Source organism: Sciscionella sediminilitoris (genome assembly GCF_000737195.2).
Taxonomy (GTDB): Bacteria; Actinomycetota; Actinomycetes; order Mycobacteriales; family Pseudonocardiaceae; genus Sciscionella; species Sciscionella sediminilitoris.
This window is the reverse complement of sequence record NZ_JALM01000005.1, coordinates 1-16468: the sequence shown is the minus strand read 5'-3', so window position 1 is coordinate 16468 and position 16468 is coordinate 1. Positions and strand designations below refer to the sequence as shown.

The 16468-nt window shown below is 68.0% G+C and carries 16 protein-coding genes and 1 tRNA gene; 4 read left to right on the top strand and 13 right to left on the bottom strand.

The window, feature by feature from the left end:
- Positions 1-7 precede the first annotated feature (7 nt).
- A complete protein-coding gene (locus tag AD72_RS01915; RefSeq protein ID WP_031464593.1) occupies positions 8-1297 on the top strand; it encodes an amidohydrolase family protein in 1290 nt (429 codons plus the stop codon).
- A 3-nt stretch (positions 1298-1300) separates the two neighbouring features.
- Here AD72_RS01915 and AD72_RS01910 read toward each other — a convergent pair whose 3' ends face one another.
- The 6 genes from AD72_RS01910 to rpmE all read right to left on the bottom strand — a co-directional run bounded on the left by AD72_RS01910 (position 1301) and on the right by rpmE (position 5037).
- The gene (locus AD72_RS01910; protein ID WP_037344602.1) at positions 1301-1642 is read right to left on the bottom strand and encodes a type II toxin-antitoxin system HicB family antitoxin; all 342 of its coding nucleotides are present in this window, start codon (positions 1640-1642) and stop codon (positions 1301-1303) included.
- Positions 1639-1818: a hypothetical protein gene (locus AD72_RS01905; RefSeq protein ID WP_031464591.1), complete on the bottom strand. Its 180-nt coding sequence runs from the start codon at positions 1816-1818 to the stop codon at positions 1639-1641. Before AD72_RS01905 ends, AD72_RS01910 begins: the two co-directional genes overlap by 4 nt.
- Positions 1819-1892: 74 nt before the next feature.
- Positions 1893-2747 (bottom strand): metallophosphoesterase family protein, encoded by an 855-nt coding sequence (locus tag AD72_RS01900; protein WP_031464590.1) that lies wholly within the window; start codon positions 2745-2747, stop codon positions 1893-1895.
- Positions 2748-2756: 9 nt separating this feature from the next.
- Positions 2757-3626 (bottom strand): peptide chain release factor N(5)-glutamine methyltransferase, encoded by an 870-nt coding sequence (gene prmC / locus AD72_RS01895; protein WP_031464589.1) that lies wholly within the window; start codon positions 3624-3626, stop codon positions 2757-2759.
- Between the two features lie 26 nt (positions 3627-3652).
- Complete coding sequence (prfA, locus tag AD72_RS01890) at positions 3653-4732, bottom strand: peptide chain release factor 1 (protein ID WP_031464588.1); 1080 nt, start codon at positions 4730-4732, stop codon at positions 3653-3655.
- A gap of 92 nt (positions 4733-4824) precedes the next feature.
- A complete protein-coding gene (rpmE, locus tag AD72_RS01885) occupies positions 4825-5037 on the bottom strand; it encodes a 50S ribosomal protein L31 (RefSeq protein ID WP_031464587.1) in 213 nt (70 codons plus the stop codon).
- 178 nt (positions 5038-5215) lie between these two features.
- Between rpmE and AD72_RS01880 the strand changes: the two genes are divergently transcribed.
- Positions 5216-5704, top strand: coding sequence for a hypothetical protein (locus tag AD72_RS01880; RefSeq protein WP_031464586.1), 489 nt, complete (start codon positions 5216-5218; stop codon positions 5702-5704).
- 153 nt (positions 5705-5857) lie between these two features.
- Positions 5858-6454: a DUF5701 family protein gene (locus AD72_RS01875; protein WP_031464585.1), complete on the top strand. Its 597-nt coding sequence runs from the start codon at positions 5858-5860 to the stop codon at positions 6452-6454.
- A gap of 59 nt (positions 6455-6513) precedes the next feature.
- Here AD72_RS01875 and rho read toward each other — a convergent pair whose 3' ends face one another.
- The 7 genes from rho to AD72_RS01840 all read right to left on the bottom strand — a co-directional run bounded on the left by rho (position 6514) and on the right by AD72_RS01840 (position 16186).
- Positions 6514-8550, bottom strand: a complete 2037-nt coding sequence (gene rho, locus AD72_RS01870; RefSeq protein WP_031464584.1) for a transcription termination factor Rho — start codon at positions 8548-8550, stop codon at positions 6514-6516.
- 373 nt (positions 8551-8923) lie between these two features.
- Positions 8924-9787 (bottom strand): homoserine kinase, encoded by an 864-nt coding sequence (thrB, locus tag AD72_RS01865; RefSeq protein WP_031464583.1) that lies wholly within the window; start codon positions 9785-9787, stop codon positions 8924-8926.
- Positions 9784-10842, bottom strand: a complete 1059-nt coding sequence (thrC, locus tag AD72_RS01860) for a threonine synthase (RefSeq protein WP_031464582.1) — start codon at positions 10840-10842, stop codon at positions 9784-9786. The genes thrB and thrC overlap by 4 nt, the downstream gene beginning before the upstream one ends.
- Complete coding sequence (locus tag AD72_RS01855) at positions 10839-12131, bottom strand: homoserine dehydrogenase (protein WP_031464581.1); 1293 nt, start codon at positions 12129-12131, stop codon at positions 10839-10841. Before AD72_RS01855 ends, thrC begins: the two co-directional genes overlap by 4 nt.
- Entirely contained in the window at positions 12131-13549 is a 1419-nt protein-coding gene (gene lysA, locus AD72_RS01850; RefSeq protein ID WP_031464580.1) for a diaminopimelate decarboxylase, read from the bottom strand. Before lysA ends, AD72_RS01855 begins: the two co-directional genes overlap by 1 nt.
- 7 nt (positions 13550-13556) lie before the next feature.
- On the bottom strand, positions 13557-15206 hold the full coding sequence (gene argS, locus AD72_RS01845) for an arginine--tRNA ligase (protein WP_031464579.1): 1650 nt from the start codon (positions 15204-15206) through the stop codon (positions 13557-13559).
- A gap of 74 nt (positions 15207-15280) precedes the next feature.
- On the bottom strand, positions 15281-16186 hold the full coding sequence (locus tag AD72_RS01840) for a cation diffusion facilitator family transporter (RefSeq protein ID WP_031464578.1): 906 nt from the start codon (positions 16184-16186) through the stop codon (positions 15281-15283).
- 123 nt (positions 16187-16309) lie between these two features.
- Here AD72_RS01840 and AD72_RS01835 point away from each other — a divergent pair.
- A tRNA-Arg gene (locus AD72_RS01835) sits at positions 16310-16385 on the top strand.
- Positions 16386-16468 lie beyond the last annotated feature (83 nt).

Sequence of the window (16468 nt, the reverse complement as noted above, 5' to 3'; positions counted from 1 at the left end):
GTTCGCGATGAGAACACTGCTGCGCGGTGGCGCGGTCATCAGCATGGATCCGGCCGTCGGGGATCTCCCGCGCGGTGACGTGCTCATCGAGGACGGCCGGATCACGGCGGTTTCCGGCGCCATCGAGGCCGCGGACGCCGAGATCGTGGACGCCGCGGGCAAGATCGTGCTGCCCGGTTTCGTGGACACCCACCGGCACACCTGGCAGACCGCGTTCCGGGGCATCGGCGCGGACTGGACCTTCGAGCAGTACCGCGCGGGCATGCACGGCACGCTGCGCCCGCTTTACCGGCCCGAGGATGTGTACCTGGGCAATCTGCTCGGCCGGATCGAGGCGGTCAACTCGGGCGTCACGACCTTGCTCGACTGGTTCCACTGCTCGGACACCGCCGAGAACGCCGATGCCGCGATCCAGGCGCTGCGCGAAGCACCAGGGCACTCGATCTTCTGTTATGGCGCGGGACTCGGCGGCGAGTCGGACATCGGTCCCGAGATCCGGCGCGTGCGCGCGGAATTGCCCGGCGCGGAGATGATGCTCGGCCTGCGCGGGCCACAACTGACCACAATGGACACCACGGCCGCCGATATCGCGCTGGCGCGGGAACTCGGGCTGCGGGTGAGCGTGCACGTGCACGCCACCCTCAGCTGGCCCGATGGCCGCTGCCCCGTCGCCGGGATGCACGAGCGCGGGCTGCTCGACGAGCGCACCACTTTCGTGCACGCCAACGGAATCCCCGACGAGGAAGTGGCGATGCTGGCCGATGCGGGCTGTTCGGTCTCCATCAGCCCGGATGTCGAGGCGAAAATGGGCTTCGGCTGGCCCGAGTGCGGGCGCATGCTCGACGCCGGGATCCGCCCCTCGCTGTCCATCGACGACTGCGCTTCCGCGGGCGGCGACATGTTCGCCACGATGCGCACGGCCTTCGCCATCCAGCGCGGCGTCGACGGCGGGCTCAGCGCGCGGGACTTCCTCGCCTTCGCCACCGTGGACGGCGCCCGCGCGTGCGGACGCGAAGCCCGCACCGGCAGCATCACCGTCGGCAAGGACGCCGACCTGCTGCTGCTCGACGCCGAAGATCCCGCGATCTTCCCGGTCAACAACCCGGCGGGTGCCATCCTCGCCGCCGGTCATCCCGGCCTCGTGGACAGCGTCTTCATCGCAGGCAAGGCCGTCAAACGGGGCGGACGACTGCTCGGCCTCGACCTGGCCGCGCTGTCCGAGCGACTTCTGGCGTCCCGGGATCGGATCGCCGCGGAAGCCGGTATCGCGCTCGACGGGTCCTGGATGCCCGCCTAGAACTCAGGCCTTGGAGAGCCGGTCGCTGATCAACCGGTTCAAGCTGATGTCCTGCTCGGCCGCCTCCATGGCCAGCCTCCGATGCAGGCTTTCCGGGACCCGCACGTTGAACCGGCCCGAATAACGCCGTTCGGCGAGCGGAGTCGGCACCTCCTCACCGCCGGCGAGCATGTCCTCGATCGCCTCGGCCACCGCCTGCTCGACTCCGGACAACGCCGCCTGCTGCGTATCGGCGAGCCAGGAAAGCGAGGGCAGCTCGACACAGGTTCCGACGAACTCGCCGTCCTCGGGCGACCAGCTCACCCGGTAGGTGTAGTGGGTGATGTCGATCCGTACCTCACTCACTCCTGCGCCTCCGATCGCTCGATCGCCCGCAACACCTGCTTCACCTGGTAAGGCTTCGCCATGCCGCGGAAGTTCTGCACGTTCACCCGCGGATCACCCGGCCTCGGCATGCCGAAGTAATGCACGCCCACCTTCCACACGTCGGCGAACCGCACGTTCGAAGCAACACTGGACACATCACCATTATGGTGCCATTAATGACACCATCAAGATAGGCGGCCGCGTGAATGGACCATTCACGCGGAGGTGGCTAACCGGAAACCCGGGCGCCCACCGTTTCCAGGTTGGGGCGGACCGGATCGAACACGTCCACGTACAGCTCGGGGCGCATCCCGTGGCGGCGCCACTCGCGTGGATACCCGAGCGAGGCCTCGACGTGCGGCACTCCGTCCACGGTGATGGTGCGCGGAATGTGCAGGTGCCCGTAAACCACCGCGCGGGCATCGAACCGGCGCGCCCAGTCGCGGCTCTCGGTTGTTCCGCACCACTGCGCGAATTCGGGGTACCACAACACATCCGTGGGTTCGCGCACCAGCGGCCAGTGGTTCACCAGCACAGTGGGGCCGTCGATCTCGGCAAGGCGTTTTTCGGAGTACTCGATCCGGTCGGCGCACCACCCCGCGCGGCTCGGATAGGGGTCGGGGTGCAGCAGATATTCGTCGGTGCACACCACTCCCGCCTTGTGTGCGATCGCCAGCCCCTCTTCGCTGTCCCGCGCGCCCTGGGGACGGAAGCTGTAGTCGTAGAGGGTGAACAGCGGCGCGACGGTGCACCCTTCGAACACCAGGAAGGGGTCCTCGGGCGTGTGCACGCCGAGCCCGCGGCAGAGCTCGACGAGCCGTTCGTACCGGGCGAGTCCGCGCAGCTCGCTCTCCTCGCTCGGATGCGTCCACAGCTCATGGTTACCGGGGACCCAGATCACCTCGGCGAACCGATCGGCGAGCAGGCCGAGTGCCCATTCGATGTCGGAGATCCGTTCGCCGACATCCCCGGCGACGATGAGCCAGTCGTTCCGATCGCGCGGGAGAATCTGTTCGCAGAGCTGCCGGTTCTCCTTGTGCCCGATGTGCAGATCGCTGACCGCAAGCAGACTGGGTTGTGCCACCCGGCCAGGTTACGTGCTCGTGGTCCGGATCGCCGTCACGAACCGGGGTTTGCCGGCGAGATCGGTGTGCCCAGTGACTTCGGTGAGTACCCGGCGCGCGGAGAGCAGCCCGGCGACACCGTCCCCGTTGCTGTCGTCGTGTTCGATGGCCAGCGCCCCGCCCTCGCGCAGCAGCCGCGCGGCCACCCGCACCACCGAGCGGATCACCTCGAGCCCGTCGGCCCCGGCGAACAGGGCCTGCGTGGGATCGTGGCGCACCTCGGGTTCGAGCTCGGCACCCTCGGGAATGTAGGGCGGATTGCACACCACGAGGTCCGCCATCCCCTCGAACTCGGTGAACAACCGCGGATTGGACACATCGCCCGCGTACAGTTCCACCCTGCGGTCTCCCGCGGCGGCGCAGGCATCCGCATTGTGCCGAGCCCAGGCCAGCGCCACCTTGTCCAGTTCGAGTGCGCACACCCGCGCGTCCGGACGCTCGTGCGCGATGGCCAGCGCGAGCGCGCCCGAACCGGTGCACAGGTCGAACACCAGTGGCTGGGGAACCTCGGCGATCCTGCGCAGCGCCCAGTCGAGCAGCTGCTCGGTCTCCGGGCGCGGGACGAAAACACCGTTGCCCACCGCCACCTCGATCGAGCCCATCGCCGCGGTACCGAGGATGTGTTGCAGCGGAATACGTTTGGCTCGCTGTTCGACGAGTTTGCGCAACCGCTCGATATCGCCGGTGTCGGCGAGCGGGGTGAGCGCGAGCCGGTCCCTGCGCACCCCGAGCACATGCGCGGCCAGTTCCTCGGCGTCCACGCGCGGGCTCGGCACACCGGCGTCCGCCAGGATGCGCGCGGCCTCGAGGATGGCAAGCCGCAGGGGTTGTCGGGTCACGACATCACTGTAGACACAAGATCGGCTCATCCATGGGACGCCGCCTCGAGCCGCTCGGCCGAGTCGGCCTCGCGCAGCGCGCTGAGCACGGCGTTGAGCTCGCCGTCGAGCACGTGATCCAGGTTGTAGGCCTTGAAGTTCACCCGGTGATCGGAGATGCGGTTCTCCGGGTAGTTGTAGGTGCGCACCCGCTCGGACCGGTCCACGGTGCGGATCTGCGAACGGCGCGCGTCCGAGGCCTGTTCCGCGGCCTTCTCCTCGGCTGCCGCCTGCAACCGCGCGGTGAGCACCTGCATCGCCCGCGCCTTGTTCTGCAACTGCGAGCGCTCGTTCTGGCAGGAGACCACGATCCCGGTCGGCAGGTGGGTGATGCGCACCGCCGAGTCGGTGGTGTTCACGCCCTGGCCGCCCTTGCCCGAGGACCGGTACACGTCGATGCGCAGGTCCTTCTCGTCCACCTCGACCTCGACATCGTCCTCGACCTCGGGGAACACCAGTACCCCGGCCGCGGAGGTGTGGATCCGGCCCTGCGATTCGGTCACCGGGACCCGCTGCACCCGGTGCACCCCGCCCTCGAACTTCAGCCAGGACCAGACCCCGTCGTCCGGATCGGTGCCCCGGCCCGCGAAGCTCACCGTCACATCCTTGTAGCCGCCGAGGTCCGAATCGGTCCCGCCGAGCACGGTGACGCGCCAGCCGCGATGCTCCGCGTAGCGGGTGTACATCCGCAGCAGATCCCCCGCGAACAGCGCGGATTCCTCGCCGCCCTCACCGGACTTGATCTCCATGAGCACATCGGAGGCATCGTGCGGATCGCGCGGCAGCAGCAGGTGGGTCAGCTTCGCCTCGAGCGCGGGGACCCGCTCGCGCAGGCCCTCGGCCTCCTCGGCGAACGCGGCATCCTCACTGGCGAGTTCCTCGGCGGTCTCCAGGTCCTCGCGCACCGCACGCAGTTCGTTGAGCGTCTTGACCACCGGGCCGAGCTCGGCGTACCGGCGGGACAGCTTGCGCGCCAGGCTCGGATCGGAGTGCACCTCGGGATCGGCGAGCTTGCGCTCGAGCTCGGCGTGCTCATCGGCGAGCGCGGCAAGGCTGGCGATATCCACGGTCTTCTCCTGATCCTCGAGCTGGCGTGCACGAAAACGGCGCCCGCCCCGAGCCTGGTCTTCCAGGTCGGGAACGGGCGCCGGTCGAACAGCTAGCGGTTGCGCTTGCCGTAGCGCGCCTCGAAACGGGCGACGCGACCACCGGTGTCGAGGATCTTCTGCTTGCCCGTGTAGAACGGGTGGCACTTCGAGCAGACCTCGACGCTGATCTGCCCCGTCTGCTTGGTGCTCTTCGTGTTGAACTGGTTCCCGCAGCTGCAGGTAACCGAGGTCTCGACGTACTCCGGGTGAATTCCGCTCTTCACTGCATCGCCTTTCGATCGACGGTCGCCGGGTCCCCGATGGCGGGGTGAACCGGAACCTGATGGTCCAGCCCTATAGTTTGCCAGACCGGTTGGCAGGTATTTCAACGCACCTGCATGAACAGGCATTCCCGACAGTCGGCCCTATCGCGCCGTCACCCGGGGTCATACCGTCAGCGCCATGCGTACATTCACCAAGAAGGTCCTCACTGTTCTCGCCGGCTCCGCCATCGCCCTCGGCGTGGGTGCCCCGGTCTCGTTCGCGGATACCGCCCCGGCGCAGCAGCAGGTCAGCGTCAGATCCGCAGCCGACGGGTCCCCCGCGGGCGCCGTCGCCTGGTACTCCAGCCACGCTGGGAGCACCGGATGGGAGCACTACTGCGAGAAGGCCGCGGAGAACGCCTACGGCACCACCGGCGTGTGGGCCTCGGCGATCGCGCACTGGAACGGCGCGAGCCCCAAGCACTCCGGCGACAAGAACCCGCCGCTCGGCGCCTTCGTCTACTGGAAGATCTCGCAGTACGGCCACGTCGGCGTCTCGGACGGCAAGGGCGGCTTCTGGGCGACCAGTGTCGGCGGCAAGATCGGCCATGTCACCAAGGCAGGCGGTGGCTACGGCTACTTCAGCAACTACCTCGGCTGGACCCCGGGAGCCAAGCCGAGCCACTGATCGCTCACCACGAGTCAAGCCCCTGGCAGTGACGGCCCGGCCCCGCGAGACAGCGGGACCGGGCCGTTCACCTACCGCACGAACTTCCTGGCAAACCTTGCCCGTACGCTGTACGATGAATTCCGTACAATGTACGACCAGAAGCGAGGTGGCATGACCGAGTTCGACCGCCAGGTGGATGTCCTCGTACAACGGGAGTACCCGAGCCTGCTCGGGTACTCGGAACCGGAATTCCGGGCGCGCACCGAACCCCTGCGCGCGCTCGCGGAGCGGATCGTGACCGAACCGGAGCGGCCGGGCGCGCGGTTCGCCTTGGTGACCCCGGTTCCCCCGCGCGAATCGATGCCGAGGACCGCGCTCGGCTCGCGGCCGGGGTTCGTGGACCGGCTGCTGCCCGATGTGGAGAAGTTCGCCCCGATCGAGGAAGTGGGCGAGCTCCCATCGTTTTACCTGGTCAGCACGGTAGAGCGGGGCGAGGAGTTCTGTGGCTGGGTGCCGGACAAGGCCATGCTCACCGTCGCCGAACGGGGCCGGACCCCGCTGACGATCGCCGAGGGAATCGCACTGTTGACCACGCACCCGGAGCTGCTGGAGCGCAACAAGTGCTTCTCGCTCGGCGGTTCACGCTGCGGCGACCGCCGGGTGCCCGCGCTGTGGATCAGCCAGAAGGCACCGAAGCTGGGCTGGTGCTGGGCGGGCAACCCGCACACCTGGCTCGGGATGGCTTCCTGCGGGAACCGGCTGTACTGAAACCAACGAAAAGGGCCGGCCGGGAATGTTCCCGGCCGGCCCTTTTCTGGCTGTCCGCCTCAGTCGTTGTCCATTCCAGGTGTCGTCTTGGAGATCTGGAGCAGGAACTCGACGTTGTTGCGCGTCTTGCGCAGCTGGTGCAGCAGGGTGTCGATGGCCTGCTGCGAGTCGAGCGCACCGAGGACCCGGCGCAGCTTCTGGTTCACCGCGTACTCGTCCGGGGACAGCAGCAGTTCGTCCTTGCGGGTACCGGACGGGATGACGTCCACCGCGGGGAACAGCCGCCGCTCGGCGATCTTGCGGTCCAGCTTGAGCTCGGCGTTACCGGTGCCCTTGAACTCCTCGAAGATCACCGTGTCACCGGTGGACCCGGTTTCCACCATCGCGGTCGCGAAGATGGTCAGCGAGCCGCCGTCCTCGATGTTGCGCGCGGCGCCGAGGAACCGCTTCGGCGGGTACAGCGCGGTCGAGTCGACACCACCGGAGAGGATGCGCCCGCTCGCCGGGGAGGAGTTGTTGTACGCACGCCCGAGCCGGGTGATCGAGTCGAGCATGACGACCACGTCGTTGCCCATCTCGACGAGCCGCTTCGCGCGCTCGATGGACAGTTCCGCGACCGAGGTGTGGTCGGACGGCGGACGGTCGAACGTGGACGCGATGACCTCGCCCTTGATGGATCGCTGCATATCGGTGACTTCTTCCGGCCGCTCGTCGACGAGCACGACCATCAGATAGCACTCCGGGTTGTTGGTGGCGATCGCGTTCGCGATGTCCTGCAGGATCGTGGTCTTTCCTGCCTTCGGCGGCGCCTGGATCAGCGCACGCTGCCCCTTCCCGACCGGCATGATCAGGTCGATCACCCGGGTGGTGAGCTTGTTCTGCTCGGTCTCGAGCCGGATCCGCTCGTTCGGGTACAGCGGGGTGAGCTTGCCGAACTCCGGGCGGCGCTTGGCCTGGTCGGGCTCGACGCCGTTGACCGTGTCCACGCGCACCAGCGGGTTGAACTTCTGGCGCTGCTGCTCGCCCTCACGCGGCTGCTTGATCACACCGGTGATCGCGTCGCCCCGGCGCATGCCGAAGCGGCGGACCAGCGAGAGCGAGACGTACACGTCGTTGGGGCCCGGCAGGTAGCCGGAGGTCCGCACGAACGCGTAGTTGTCCAGCACGTCGAGGATCCCGGCGACCGGGAGCAGCACGTCGTCCTCGCGGATCTCGGTGTCCGGGTTGCCGCCGCCCTCGCCGCGGTTACGGCCCCGCCTGCGGTCGCGGTACCGGCGACCGCGGCGACCGCCGCCGTCCTCGTCGTCCTCGACCTTCGCGGAGTTGTTGTTGTTCTTGTTGTTGTCGCGATTGTCGCGATTACCGCCGTTGTCCCGGTTGTTGTCCCGGTTACCGTCGCGGTTGTTGTTGTCGCGGTTGCCGTTCTCGCGATTGTTGTTCTCGCGGTTGCCGCCTTCGTTGCCGGTGGCCTCGCCACCGCCACCGCCCCGGCCGGAGCGCCGCCTGCGACGGCCGCCGCCCTCGGAACGCTCACCGCCGTCCTGACGCGTGGCCGATTCGACCGGTTTTCCGTTCGCCGACTGCGGTTCGGCCTTCGAATCGGTCTTCGGCGAATCGGTCTTCAGCGATTCAGCTTTCGATTCAGACTTCGGCGATTCGGCCTTCGGCGATTCCGGTTTCTCGGCCTTCGGCGCGGCATCGCCGGTGGAACCGTTCTTGCCCGCTTCGGACTCGCGCGGCTTCTCGGCCTGCGCCGGTTCCTCACCGAACGGGAGCTGCGCGCCGTCCGAGCCGGTCGTCTTGCGGGTGCGCTTCGCGGTGCCCGCCGAGGCGGTGCTCGTCGCGGCGCTCGCCTGGGAGCCACCGCCCTGGCGCTCCTTGATCGCGGCGATCAGGTCGCCCTTGCGCATTCCCGTGGTGCCGGTGATCCCCAGTTCCCCGGCGAGCTCACGAAGCTCGGCGAGCACCATTCCGGAAAGGCCACCGGTCTTGCGGCGTGCCGTCGTGCTCTTGGTCGCGGCGCGCGCCTTGTCCCCTTCGCCTTGTGAAGCGGTGGATTCGGTTTCGCTACCGCTCAACAATTCTGTATTGGTCACACATGTCCTTCCTGACCGGCCAACGCGTCCTCCGCGTGCCAGCGGACCTCGTCGCCGGATGAAACGCCGGACGACCCAGCAGGAGTCCGCGCGGAACGGGCGATGTCCGCTTGTCGGCGACAACCCCAATCCATGCGTCCTCTAACCCCCGTCGTGCCCCATCCTGTTCGGGACGGCTGACATGAAATCCATGACTGGAAGCAACGGGAAACCGTCAATCAACGCACTGTGTGTCCCACCAAAGAAGTGGGGGCCACCCCGGACAGACCGGAGAACTTCGCACCGGCGTCCCAGCGCGCGATGACTGAACACCTCCGAGGGTAACCGCAGCCGTTCGGCAACGCAACAACCACCCCCGGCGCGTCCTCGCATGTCACTCGGATTCGACTCGGACACCGTGTTCGTCGACCGCGAGCGGCACCGCGCGGAAGCCTTCGGGGACGAGCCCGGCAGGCGGTTCACCGAAGGCGAGCACCGTGGGACCGGCGCCGGATATGGTCGCCGCGATCCCCTGTTCCCGCAGGTCATGCAGCAGATCGAGGCTCGAGGGCCAGGCCGATTTGCGGTACTCCTGATGCAGCCGGTCCGCGGTTGCCTCGAGCAGGAGTTCCGGGTCCGAGGTCAGCGCGTGCACCACGAGGGCGGTGTGCCCGGCGGCGAACGCGGCATCGGCGTGCGGCACCGTTTCCGGAAGCAGCCCACGGGTGGCGTGTGTCGAGGACTGGAGCTCCGGCACGAGTGCGATCGGACACACCTTCGGATGTGTGGCGAATCCGACGCCTCGGTACTGACCGTCCCGTTCCCAGGTCAGCTGCAGCCCGCCGAACAGGCTGGCCGCGACGTTGTCCGCGTGCCGCTCGAATTCCGCGGCCAGTTGCAGCGCCTGGCCATCGAGCTCGCGATCGAGCAGTCCGTAGACCGCGGCAATCCCCGCGACGATCGCCGCCGCGGAGGAACCGAGACCGCGCGCGTGCGGGATTTCGTTGGCACAGCTCAGTTTTACCGGTCCAATGCGGACACCGAGCCGATCCTCGGCGGCCCGCATCGCGCGCAGCACGAGGTGCCCTTCATCGCGCGGCACCTCCTGCGCGGCCTCTCCGGAAACCGTCACCTCGAGCCGGTCGGCGCGGCTGACCTCCAGCGTGTCGTGGATGCCGAGGGCGAGCCCGAGCGCGTCGAATCCCGGACCGAGATTGGCCGAGGATCCGGGAACCCGGATGCGTACCCGCTGCTTCACGAGAGTTCCAGTGCCTTCGCGATCGCGGTCGGCTCCACCGGCAGCACCTCCACGTCCTCGCTGACCTCGGCGAGCGCGGTCTGCGGGTCCTTGAGCCCGTGCCCGGTCACCGTGCAGACCACCAGCGATCCGCGCGGGATCCGGCCTTCCTCGGCGCAGCCGAGCAGACCGGCGACGCTGGCCGCCGAGGCGGGCTCCACGAAGACGCCCTCGTGCGCGGCGAGCTGGCGGTACGCGGAGAGGATACGGTCATCGTCCACCGCGCTGAACTGGCCGTCCGACTGCTCGACCGCGTTGGTGGCACCACGCCAGGAGGCCGGGCTGCCGATCCGGATGGCGGTGGCCACGGTGTCCGGTTCGGCGACCGGTTCACCGCGCACCAGCGGGGCCGCGCCCTCGGCCTGCACACCGAACATTCGCGGGGTCCGCTCGATGATCCTGTCCTCGGCGTACTCCCGGTACCCCTTCCAGTACGCGGTGATATTGCCCGCGTTCCCGACCGGGAGCAGGTGAATGTCCGGGGCCTGCCCGAGCACATCGCAGATCTCGAAGGCCGCGGTTTTCTGGCCCTCGATGCGCACCTTGTTCACCGAATTCACCAATGCGATGGGATATTCGGCGGAGGTTTTCCTGGCCAGCTCGAGACAATCGTCGAAATTTCCGTCGACCTGGAGAATCCGGGCACCGTAGGCGACGGCCTGGGCGAGCTTGCCGAGTGCGATCTTCCCGCTGGGCACCAGAACCGCGCAGCGCATCCCGGCGCGCGCGGCATAGGCGGCGGCCGAGGCCGAGGTGTTCCCGGTGGACGCGCAGATCACCGCTTCCGCACCGCTGGCCAGCGCGTCGGTGATCGCCACGGTCAGTCCGCGGTCCTTGAACGAACCGGTCGGGTTGGCTCCCTCGATCTTGAGCAGTACCCGCGCACCGGTCCGCTCACTGAGATAGGGCGCCTCGAGCAGCGGAGTTCCGCCCTCGTGCAGCGTGATGACGCGCGCCCCTTCGGGGATGGCGATCCGCTCGGAATAGGCGTCGATGACCCCGCGCCAGTGGCTCATGTGGACTCTCCTTCTACGCGCATGACGCTGGTCACCGCATGGACGACATCGAGGCCGGCGATGGCGTCCACGGTCGCCCGCAAAGCGCGATCCGGCGCGGAATGGGTGACGATCACGAGGTTCGCGTCCGCGGTGCGCCCTTCCTGGCGGACGACGGCGATGGACACCTCGTGCTTGGCGAACACCGCGGCCACCTGTTCCAGAACCCCGGCGACATCGGCGACATCCAGGCTGATGTGGTACCGCGTCGGAGTCTCGCCCATCGGCTGCACGCGCAGCGCGGCGTGCGCGGACTCCCGCGGGCCGAAGCCGCCCGCGATCCGGTTGCGCGCCGCGGTGACCAGATCACCGAGCACCGCGCTCGCCGTGGGCACCCCGCCCGCACCCTGACCGAAGAACATCAGCGAACCTGCGGCATCGGCTTCGACGTAGACCGCGTTGAACGCACCGCCGACCCCGGCCAGCTGATGGCTGCGCGGAATCATCGCCGGGTAGACCCGCGCGGAAACCGATTCCTCGCCGGATTCCCCGCGCACCCTTTCGCAGATCGCGAGCAGTTTCACGGTGCGTCCCAGTTCCCTGGCGGCCGCGATATCCGCGCTGCTCACCTCGGAAATTCCTTCGCGGTGCACATCGTGCGCGCCCACCCGGGTATGGAAGGCGAGCGAGGCGAGAATGGCCGCTTTCGCCGCCGCGTCGAAACCGTCCACATCGGAACTGGGATCCGCCTCGGCGTACCCGAGCCTTCCCGCCTCCTCGAGGGTTTCGGTGTATCCGGCCCCGGTCTCGTCCATCGCGGAGAGAATGAAGTTCGTCGTGCCGTTCACGATTCCGGTGACCCGGTTTATCCGGTCCCCGGAAAGCGATTCCCGAATCGGGCGCAGCAGCGGAATAGCCCCGGCAACCGCGGCCTCGAAATAGATGTCCGCACCCGATTCATCGGCCGCTTCGTACAATTCCGGACCGCATTCGGCGAGTAGATTCTTGTTCGCCGTGACCACGCTGATCCCGCGGCTCAGCGCGTCCCGCAGCAGCGTGCGCGCGGGCTCGATCCCGCCGATCACCTCGACGATCAGGTCGATGTCCGAGCGCAGCAGGCCTTCGGCGTCGGTGGTGAGCAGATCCTGCGGAACTTCCGGATGCCGCGCCGGGCGGCGTACCGCAATCCCGGCGAGTTCGAGCGGCGCACCGATCCGGGCGGCGAGTTCCGCGCCCTCTTCGGTGAGCAGCCTGGCGACCTCGGTGCCGACCGTGCCGCACCCGAGTAGCGCGACCCGCAACGCCTTCATCACGCCTCCAGCCTGAGTAGATCCTCGGTGGTTTCCCTGCGCAGCAAGGGTTGCACGGAACCGTCGCGGACCGCCACCACCGCAGGCCGGGGAACCCGGTTGTAGTTGCTGGCCATCGAGTAGCAGTAGGCGCCGGTCGCGGCCACCGCGATCAGGTCGCCGGGCGCGATATCGGCGGGCAGCCAGGCATCGCGCACCACGACGTCACCGGACTCGCAGTGTTTGCCGACGATGCGGCACAGCGCGGAATCGGCCTCGGCCCTCCGGGAGACGAGCCGACAGTCGTACACCGAGTCGTAGAGCGCGGTGCGGATGTTGTCACTCATCCCGCCGTCGACCGAGACGTAGGTGCGCACCAGGCCCGCATCGAGCTCGATCGGCTTCACCGTGCCGACCCGGTAGAGCGTCACCGTTCCCGGACCGGCGATCGCGCGCCCCGGTTCGACCGCGATCGTGGGCACCGCGAGCCCGGCCTGTTCGCATTCCTTGGCCACGATCCGGTGCAGCCCCTCGGCGAGCGTGTCCACCGGCATCGGGTCATCGCCCTCGGTGTAGGCGATCCCCAGTCCGCCACCGAGGTCCACTGTGGACAGATCGGCGAGGCGGTCGGCACCGTGCTCCTCGTTGATCCGCGACAGCAGATCGATCACCCGGTGCGCGGCGACCTCGAATCCGGCCGTGTCGAAGATCTGCGAGCCGATATGGCTGTGCAGACCGATCAACCGGAGATTCGCGCAGTTGAGCACCCGGCGAACGGCTTCCTCCGCGCCACCGGCCGAGAGCGAGAAGCCGAACTTCTGGTCCTCGTGCGCGGTCGCGATGAATTCGTGGGTGTGCGCCTCGACGCCGACGGTCACCCGGACCATGACCGGCTGCACGACCCCGTGTTCGCGGGCGATCTGATCCAGCCGCGCGATCTCCAGGTACGAGTCGAGCACGATGGTGCCGACCCCGGCGGTGACTGCCTCGGCCAGCTCCTGCTCGGTCTTGTTGTTGCCGTGCAAGGCGATCCGCTCGACCGGGAAACCCGCGCGCAACGCGATGGCGAGCTCGCCACCGCTGCACACGTCGAGCGAGAGGCCCTCATCGGCCACCCAGCGCGCCACCTTGACCGAGAGGAACGCCTTCGCCGCATAGTGCACCGAGGTGGCGGATCCGAAGGCCTGGGCGTATTCGCGGCAGCGGGAGCGGAAATCCTCCTCGTCCACCACGAACAGCGGGGTGCCGTATTCCTCGACGAGATCGGCGACTTCCACACCGGCGAACGCGACCGATCCGCGTTCGCCCCGGGAGCTGCCGCGCGGCCACACCAGCGCGGGCAGTTCGTCCAGGGTGTCCAGTGTGGACGGTTGCGGTCCCGCGGTATCGCCAGGTGCGAGCACATCGGCGTGCCTCGGGCCTGCTGGGTGAGCGCGCATTGTGGTCTTACATCCGTTCCGGTGCGGCCACGCCGAGCAGGCGCAGTCCGTTGGCGAGCACGTGCCGCGCCGCCGTGCACAGGGCGAGCCGCGCGCCCGTCAGCTCCGTCGCGGGCTCATCGCCCATCGGCAGCACGCGACAGGAGTCGTAGAAGCGGTGGTACGCGGCGGCGAGCGATTCCAGGTAACGCGCGATGCGGTGCGGTTCCCGCAGATCCGCGCTTGCCTTGACGACGCCGGGGAACTCTCCGATGGTGCGGATCAGCTCGCCCTCGCGCTCGTGCGTGAGCAGTCCGAGTTCGGACCGACCGGCCGCGGCGATACCGAGATCTTCGGCGTTGCGCGCGATCGAGCACAGCCGCGCATGCGCGTACTGCACGTAGAAGACCGGATTTTCGTTGGTGCGCTTGGCATACAGGTCGAGGTCGATGTCCAGGCTCGCATCGATCGAGGAGCGGATCATCGAGTAGCGGGCCGCGTCCACGCCGACCACGTCCACCAGGTCCTCCATCCGGAGCACGGTGCCCGCGCGCTTGCTCATCCGCACCGGCTCACCGTTCGAGACCAGGTTCACCATCTGCCCGATCAGCACCTCGACCGTGGCCGGATCATCGCCGAGCGCCGCGGCGGCCGCCTTCAGCCGCGCGATGTAGCCGTGATGATCGGCGCCGAGCATGTAGATGCAGAGGTCGAATCCCCGCGCGCGCTTGTCCGCGAAGTACGCGATGTCCCCGGCTATGTAGGCCGGCGCGCCGTCGGTCTTGATGACCACCCTGTCCTTGTCATCCCCGAACTCCTTGCTGCGCAACCACCACGCGCCATCGGAGAAGTACAGGTTGTCCGAGTTCTTCAGCCGCTCGACCAGTTCGCCGACCGCGCCCGACTGGTGCAGCGAGTCCTCGTGGAAGAACACGTCGAAGTCCGTGCCGAATTCGTGCAGCGAGCGCTTGACCTCGTCGAACATCAGCCCGACGCCGATCTGCCGGAACACCTCGGCCGCATCCTCGCGCTCCAGCGCGTCCGGCTGCTGCGTCAGTACCGCGTTCGCCACCTCACCGATGTAGGCCCCGCCGTAGCCGTCCTCCGGAGTCGGCTCTCCCTTCGCGGCGGCCATCAGCGAGTTCACGAACCGGTCGATCTGCGCGCCCGCGTCGTTGAAGTAGTACTCCCGCGTGACATCCGCACCCTGCGCCTCGAGCACCCTGCCGAGCGCGTCGCCCGCCGCGGCCCAGCGCGCCCCGCCGAGGTGCACCGGACCGGTCGGGTTCGCCGAGACGAACTCCAGGTTGATCCGGGTACCCGCAAGCTGCTCGCCCTGCCCGTAGCCCGCGCCCTCCTCGAGCACCTTCGCCACGATGCCGCCCTGCGCGTCCGCGGCGAGCCGCAGATTCACGAAGCCCGGCCCCGCGATCTCCGCCGAATCGATCGAATCGCTCTGCGCGAGCGCATCGGCGAGCCAGCCCGCCAGTTCGCGCGGCGCCACCCCGAGGCGCTTGCCGATCTGCAGCGCGAGATTCGTCGCGTAATCGCCGTGCTCCGGATTGCGCGGACGCTCCACAACGACCTGCTCGGGAAGCACGGATTCGTCGAGCTCACGGGCGCGCAGGACCTCGAGGGCCGCGTCCCGGACGGTGGTTGCGAGAGCTGCTGGGGTCACCCGCGTGAGTCTATCGCTGGCCATGAACGCGGCGACGCCCGCCAGGGCATGTGCCGCAGGTCACGCACTACCCACTACCAGCTCAGTTCCGCGCAGCGCACATTCGGCGTCTCCACCTGCAGGGTCGCGTGGTCGATGTCGTACTCCGCCTTCAGCAACCGCTGCGCCGCCGCCAGCACCACACCCGGGTCCGCATCCGCGGTCACCGCGAGATGCGCCGAGGCCACCTCCATCCCCGAGGTCAGCGTCCAGATGTGGATATCGTGCACCTCGCCCACCCCGGCCACCTCGCCGAGACTCGCCGCGACCCCGTCCACATCGAGCTTCGCGGGCGCATGCTGAAACAGAATGCGCAAGGCATTGCGTCCCAGACTCCACGCGCGCGGCAGCACGAACAGCCCGATCGCGACACCGATGATCGGGTCCGCATACGGCCAGCCCGTCCACAGCGTGATCGCCCCCGAGACCAGCACACCGATCGAGCCCAGCAGATCCGAGAGCACCTCCAGATACGCCCCGCGCACATTCAGGCTCTCCTGCGCACCCCGGCGCAACAGAAGGAACGAGAACACATTCGCCAACAGACCGGCGAAGCCCACGATCAGGACCGGAAGACCTGGCACCCCCTCCGGCGCGCGGAACTTCCCCACCGCCTCATAGGTCACATAAGCGGCGACCCCGAACAACAGCACCGCGTTCAGCAGCGCGGCGAGCACCTCCGCCCGGTACATGCCGAACGTCTTCGTCGCCGAGCGGCGCGCCCGCTTCGCCAGCATGATCGCCGCCAACGCCATACCCACGCCGACCACGTCCGTCAGCATGTGCGCCGCATCCGAGATCAGGGCGAGCGAACCCGTCAGCGCACCCGTGACCAGCTCCAGCACCATGAACGCCGCCGTCACCCCGAACGAAAGCGCGAGCGGCCGGACATACTGCCCCGAAGCACTCATCCCCGCACCGTGGCCATGCCCGTGCCCCATAGCCGCACCTCCGTTCACCAGCAACATATAGCGAAGTGCGCATGTGTGCAATATTGCTAAGGCTAGCCTAACAAGAACCCCTTCGGAAGCGCACTACCCCGTGCTGTAAGCTCACCCAGGCAAGCCCTCGTAGCTCAGTGGATAGAGCACTGCTCTCCGGAAGCAGGTGTCGCAGGTTCGAATCCTGCCGAGGGCGCCAGGTCAGCAGGCCATGATCCGCATCGGCATGGCATTTCGTGGCATCATTCGTGGCATGAGCCGTCCTAAAGGTTGTCCCGTAAT

Excerpts from the sequence above, each read along its gene's own strand:
- AD72_RS01915 (WP_031464593.1), top strand. The coding sequence starts at position 8 with ATGAGAACACTGCTGCGCGGTGGCGCGGTCATCAGCATGGATCCGGCC.
- AD72_RS01880 (WP_031464586.1), top strand. The coding sequence starts at position 5,216 with ATGCGTACATTCACCAAGAAGGTCCTCACTGTTCTCGCCGGCTCCGCC.
- AD72_RS01875 (WP_031464585.1), top strand. The coding sequence starts at position 5,858 with ATGACCGAGTTCGACCGCCAGGTGGATGTCCTCGTACAACGGGAGTAC.
- thrC (WP_031464582.1), bottom strand. The coding sequence starts at position 10,842 with ATGAGCCACTGGCGCGGGGTCATCGACGCCTATTCCGAGCGGATCGCC.
- AD72_RS01855 (WP_031464581.1), bottom strand. The coding sequence starts at position 12,131 with ATGAAGGCGTTGCGGGTCGCGCTACTCGGGTGCGGCACGGTCGGCACC.
- lysA (WP_031464580.1), bottom strand. The coding sequence starts at position 13,549 with ATGCGCGCTCACCCAGCAGGCCCGAGGCACGCCGATGTGCTCGCACCT.
- AD72_RS01840 (WP_031464578.1), bottom strand. The coding sequence starts at position 16,186 with ATGGGGCACGGGCATGGCCACGGTGCGGGGATGAGTGCTTCGGGGCAG.